General features: G+C 52.8%; 6 protein-coding genes. 5 read left to right on the top strand and 1 reads right to left on the bottom strand.

Going from position 1 to position 4,403, the window contains the following annotated elements; genetic code table 11:
* The first annotated feature begins 273 nt into the window (after positions 1 to 273).
* From OX89_RS01550 to OX89_RS17875, 5 genes are all read left to right on the top strand, one after another.
* Complete coding sequence (locus tag OX89_RS01550; RefSeq protein WP_047349312.1) at positions 274 to 660, top strand: hypothetical protein; 387 nt, start codon at positions 274 to 276, stop codon at positions 658 to 660.
* 229 nt (positions 661 to 889) lie between these two features.
* The gene (locus OX89_RS01545; RefSeq protein ID WP_157497257.1) at positions 890 to 1,183 is read left to right on the top strand and encodes a hypothetical protein; all 294 of its coding nucleotides are present in this window, start codon (positions 890 to 892) and stop codon (positions 1,181 to 1,183) included.
* A 255-nt stretch (positions 1,184 to 1,438) separates the two neighbouring features.
* Entirely contained in the window at positions 1,439 to 2,089 is a 651-nt protein-coding gene (locus tag OX89_RS17885; protein ID WP_047349310.1) for a hypothetical protein, read from the top strand.
* A gap of 237 nt (positions 2,090 to 2,326) precedes the next feature.
* Positions 2,327 to 2,755, top strand: a complete 429-nt coding sequence (locus tag OX89_RS17880; protein WP_234305471.1) for a single-stranded DNA-binding protein — start codon at positions 2,327 to 2,329, stop codon at positions 2,753 to 2,755.
* A gap of 147 nt (positions 2,756 to 2,902) precedes the next feature.
* Entirely contained in the window at positions 2,903 to 4,045 is a 1,143-nt protein-coding gene (locus OX89_RS17875; protein WP_157497255.1) for a toprim domain-containing protein, read from the top strand.
* A gap of 170 nt (positions 4,046 to 4,215) precedes the next feature.
* Here the strand turns inward: OX89_RS17875 and OX89_RS18925 are convergent.
* A partial coding sequence (locus OX89_RS18925; protein ID WP_234305470.1) for a hypothetical protein occupies positions 4,216 to 4,403 on the bottom strand: 188 nt, incomplete at its 5' end.

The following is a 4,403-nucleotide window of genomic DNA, read 5'->3' as shown; positions in this document are numbered from 1 at the left end:
TGAATTCAAAACGGTCGCTGGCCGTGTCGCAAGACGAATCAGCATTCACGCTCACAAGAGTAAGACCCATCGGGTTACCTATTCCCGGTGGGGCATGATGACTGAGGCGCTCGATAACGAGCGTTACTCAATCATCATAAAAAACGGGGGCTAACACCCCCATAAATCCAAGACATTCTGGGCCGCAAGGTACGGGATGCTCAAGGAACCCATCAACCCCTAGGGGCACATGTCGCCCTGAAGGGCCGGTGCTCCCATTCAAAGAAGGAGTAAATGATAGTAAACCTGACACAACATCGCGCCACGCCTGAACAGCTGGCGGCAGGTGTTGTGGACTTGCCGGAGCCAAAGCGCAAAGCTTTGGTTCGGGCGCTGACCATCGAAACTCTGCCAAGCAAGGCAGAGTTGGAGGATTTGGCATGGCATATCGCCAGCCTGTCCTTCACGGATGCGGACTATATGGACACCAACGTCCGTCCGCAGGCCGCGATGATCGGCGGGGCGCCTTACCTTATGGCGCCCCTGGTGAAAGCTCTCCAAAACGAAGGTATCAAGGCACTGTATGCGTTTTCTCAGCGTGAAAGCGTTGAGTCGCATCAGCCAGATGGTACTGTCGTGAAGACCAACGTGTTCAAGCACGTTGGCTTCGTGGAAGCCTAACCAGCCCATGCCCCACGTTGGTTGTCGTGGGTTCCTCAAGCAACCCAAACAAGAGGCCCCCGGTTCTACCGGGGATGCCTTTGTTCTACAATAAACAATAAATAAACCCAAGGCCGAAAGGTTTTGGGTGCTCTGCATAAAAGCACACGCCCTGCCGCCGAAAGGCAACAAAGGGATTGCCTGATATCCGGGCAGTGTGCAGCCGACACCATCGGCACAGAAGGATCAGATGCTGCAAACAATCAGCTTCTGGTCATTCGAGAAGACGTGCTCCGGCCGACTCATCACGCACGTAGGCGACTACGCCGTGGTGCAGTCCCGGAACCCGTATGGAACGCACAATCTGTTGCTGGTCGAAGCCGACCACAACGGCTGTGGCGCGGAAGCCATACGTCACGGATCCCAGGCGACGCTGCTGTTTGTGAAACAGTGGCTCGGACAGGCTGCCTACAGGAAAGTGCGCAAGCACCTTGCCTCTAAGCAAGTCGGTCTGAACTGGGTTCTGAGCACGGAATCCGAGTGACCCGCACCCTGGACATGGGTGTGTCCCTCAACATGTCCAAAGCCCCTCCTTCAAGGAGGTGGCTTTTTCAAGCGCCCTGCAAAGGGTCTTTGAGAAAGCCAATTTCATCCCTGTCAGCGTAATGCTGATGGCTTGAAGGCAGCTGGCCAGTTTTAGGACAAAACAGCAATACACCGCACTGCTTGCCAGTGCCACACCAACCCACCGGGGTCTTTACCCCGCTTGGGGGAGGGCTCCGTTTTTTATGGAGCTCTTATGTTTTTTGAAAAGCGGATCGACACACGATCCAAGGATGCCCTGGCCGACTTTCTCGCAAGTCACAATCGCTATAACACGATGAACTCGTGGAATGGCAATTCATCCTACGCCAACTGTGTTAAGGTAAATCGACTTGGCATCAACGGAACAAGCCTCGAAAAGGCATTCGAGATTTTGGCAAGTGATTACTGGGACGAGATCAGGTTTCCAATCCGGGAATTTGAGAAGAGTTGGTATGGTGGCTATACCATAGGTTCCAATGGTCGCAGCGGTGGCTATTTGGTGCTCTATGAGGCAGAGGTCTATAGCCCAGGACATAGAAGTACCTGCACCCGATGCGGGCAACTGAACTTCCAGCAGGCAGTTGAAGGCTCTGTCTGTGGTGTGTGTCGTGCGCCAAGAGTCAACTTGAAAAGCCCGCTCAAGTGGGTACGTGCCAAGTCCAGCTCAATCGATCACAGGATGTCGAAAGAGGACTATTTGGACATGTCCCACGCATGGTTGAAGGATCGAGCAGAACTGGTTCGTTCCTTTGATGCCGCCTGCGATCAAGTGCGCAATGCATTCATCGAGCTCATCAATGATTTTATGGTTGTTGAAGAGACGGTTATGGTTCCGCAAAAGGTCAAGCGCCTTGAGCGAATTTGAAGGAATGCTAAATGCAATGTTCCATTACGGCCTCCTACAAGGGATGCTGGATCCATCAGCATACCGATGGATCATTCTCGTGGCAGTCTTCTGATTACAAGAACCAAACGGTCACCTCATGGCGCGCAGCGTAGATCGCGATCACGCGCCATGTCAAATCCATGGCTGCAATTAATCCACCACGCCCAATAAAGATGATCGTTGATGATCGCCGGGCATTTCGATAAAGGAAAAATCATGAATCTGAACAAAGTTCAACTCATCGGTCGCCTGGGCCGCAAGCCTGAGATTCGCACCTTCCCCAACGGGGGTAAGGTAGCCAACGTGAGCATCGCCACCACTGAAAAGTGGAAGGACAGGGAAAGCGGCCAGATCCGTGAGCACACGGAATGGCATGACTTGGCCTTCAATGGTCGCTTGGCTGATCTCGTCGGGGAGAACCTCGACAAGGGCTCGCTTGTGTATGTAGAGGGAAGTCTTCGTACACGCAAGTGGAAAGACCGGGAAACTGGCCTTGATCGTAGTAAGACCGAGGTCGCGGTAGATTCCGTGCAATTCGGGCCTGCTACAAATCCCAATACGCGCAACCAAGAACGAAGCCAAGCAGATGATCATGGCTATGGCTATGTTGGAGACCCCAACTTGGACGAGCGTGCTCCGTTCTAAGACGGGTATGTGAGTTCATAAACCACCCCAGCCGGGAACACTCCCGGATGGGGTGTTTCTGGCTGGATTTTTCAGCCCATACGTGGGCACACCTAAGTGCCCAGCGGGTGCTTAGGTGTGCCCACTGTGGGTGTTACAGGAGAAATCATGCTAGTTAAAAATCGCATGGACGATCAGCAGTGGCGCCAGCATTGGCAAGACCGCTGGCAGGATGCGAAGGAGCGGGCCGCTGGCAACTGGGGAGACATCCTCGGCGCGAAAGCCCCGCGACTCAGCAAAGCGCTGAACGATGCAGGCAAAAGGCATTCACCATGTCCAAGTCCTAATCATCCAGAGAGCAAAGATGCCTTTCGGCTTTTCAAAGACTACGCCTTAACCGGCGGTGGCGTCTGTAATACCTGCGGCACATTTCGCGATGGATTTTCCCTGTTGCGATGGATCAATGGTTGGTCTGGAAAGGAAGCACTGGAAGAAGTTGAAGCTTATCTGGGTAACCGGATCGGAAGACATGCTCCCAAGGTTCCTGTAGGCCCGGTGGTGACTAAAGACACAGCACTTGAGAACGAGTCACTTCGACGCTCGCTCAATCGTGTGTGGCTAGAAGCAATCCCAATCGACGCTGAAAAAGCAGAACCGGCAAGGCGCTATCTGACACGTCGAGGTCTCGCCTTGAATGAGATGCCCAATCTCATGTTTCATCCTGCCCTGGTGTATCACGATGGCCATAAGATTACGGGAAAGCATCCCGCGATAGTTGCCATGGTGTATGACCAGACCAGTAAGCCGGTAACGATCCACCGAACATACCTCACGAGTGATGGCAGGAAGGCGGATGTCGAATCACCGAAAAAATTGATGAGCTATCCTGACGATCGAAAGATCATGGGAGGAGCAATTCATCTTTGCAAGCCAGGACGTGTTTTGGCAGTTGCGGAAGGCATTGAGACCGCCTTGGCGGTGTGGATAGGGACAGGTATTCCAACATGGGCAACGGTCAACGCCGTGATGATGGAAAATTTCGTTCCGCCACCTGGCGTAGAGCAGTTGATAGTGTTTTCCGACAAAGACAGGCCGTCCAAGGTGCACCCTGCTGGCCATGGTCAAGAGGCTTCAAAGGCCCTCGTCGTCAAAACCTGGCCTCGTGGTATCAAGGCAATGGCGATAACACCGCACGGGGACATCCCAGATGGTGAGAAGTCATTGGACTGGCTTGATATTCTCAAGCGCGATGGAGTGAACGGTTTTCCTAGCCTTGATTCCATTCGTCGCAAGATGTTGTTTGCTGCCTGAGGTTGATATGTACGGTCGAGTAAACTTCAGCCGAATTGACACAACCCCTGGACAGTCAAATGCATTTGCACCACCGGTAGATTTTTCAGGAGATTACCTGTCGCTTATGCGGCAGCGTTATAAGACTGACCCCGGCGTGCGGCAACATGTGAACCTCACTGCTTGCATGTTTAAGCGTGAAAACACCTTACATCCTCAATTTTCAGGGCCATATGCCGACAAAGCATTGGCACTGTGCAAGAGGATTGTTGAATGAACTCACACCCCGCAAGGGGTGTGTTTTCCAGAGCGAATGCATCAAGCGTTTTTTCTGGAAAACAGGTTTGTTGTTCAGCTGCGTAATGCACTGAGTTCAAAA

This window comes from Diaphorobacter sp. J5-51 (assembly GCF_001023515.1).
Classification (GTDB): Bacteria; Pseudomonadota; Gammaproteobacteria; order Burkholderiales; family Burkholderiaceae_C; genus Diaphorobacter; species Diaphorobacter nitroreducens.
This window is presented reverse-complemented; position numbering and strand designations above follow the sequence as displayed.

Coding starts and splice junctions, on each gene's coding strand:
- OX89_RS17880 (WP_234305471.1), top strand. CDS start 2,327: ATGAATCTGAACAAAGTTCAACTCATCGGTCGCCTGGGCCGCAAGCCT.
- OX89_RS01545 (WP_157497257.1), top strand. CDS start 890: ATGCTGCAAACAATCAGCTTCTGGTCATTCGAGAAGACGTGCTCCGGC.
- OX89_RS17875 (WP_157497255.1), top strand. CDS start 2,903: ATGCTAGTTAAAAATCGCATGGACGATCAGCAGTGGCGCCAGCATTGG.
- OX89_RS17885 (WP_047349310.1), top strand. CDS start 1,439: ATGTTTTTTGAAAAGCGGATCGACACACGATCCAAGGATGCCCTGGCC.
- OX89_RS01550 (WP_047349312.1), top strand. CDS start 274: ATGATAGTAAACCTGACACAACATCGCGCCACGCCTGAACAGCTGGCG.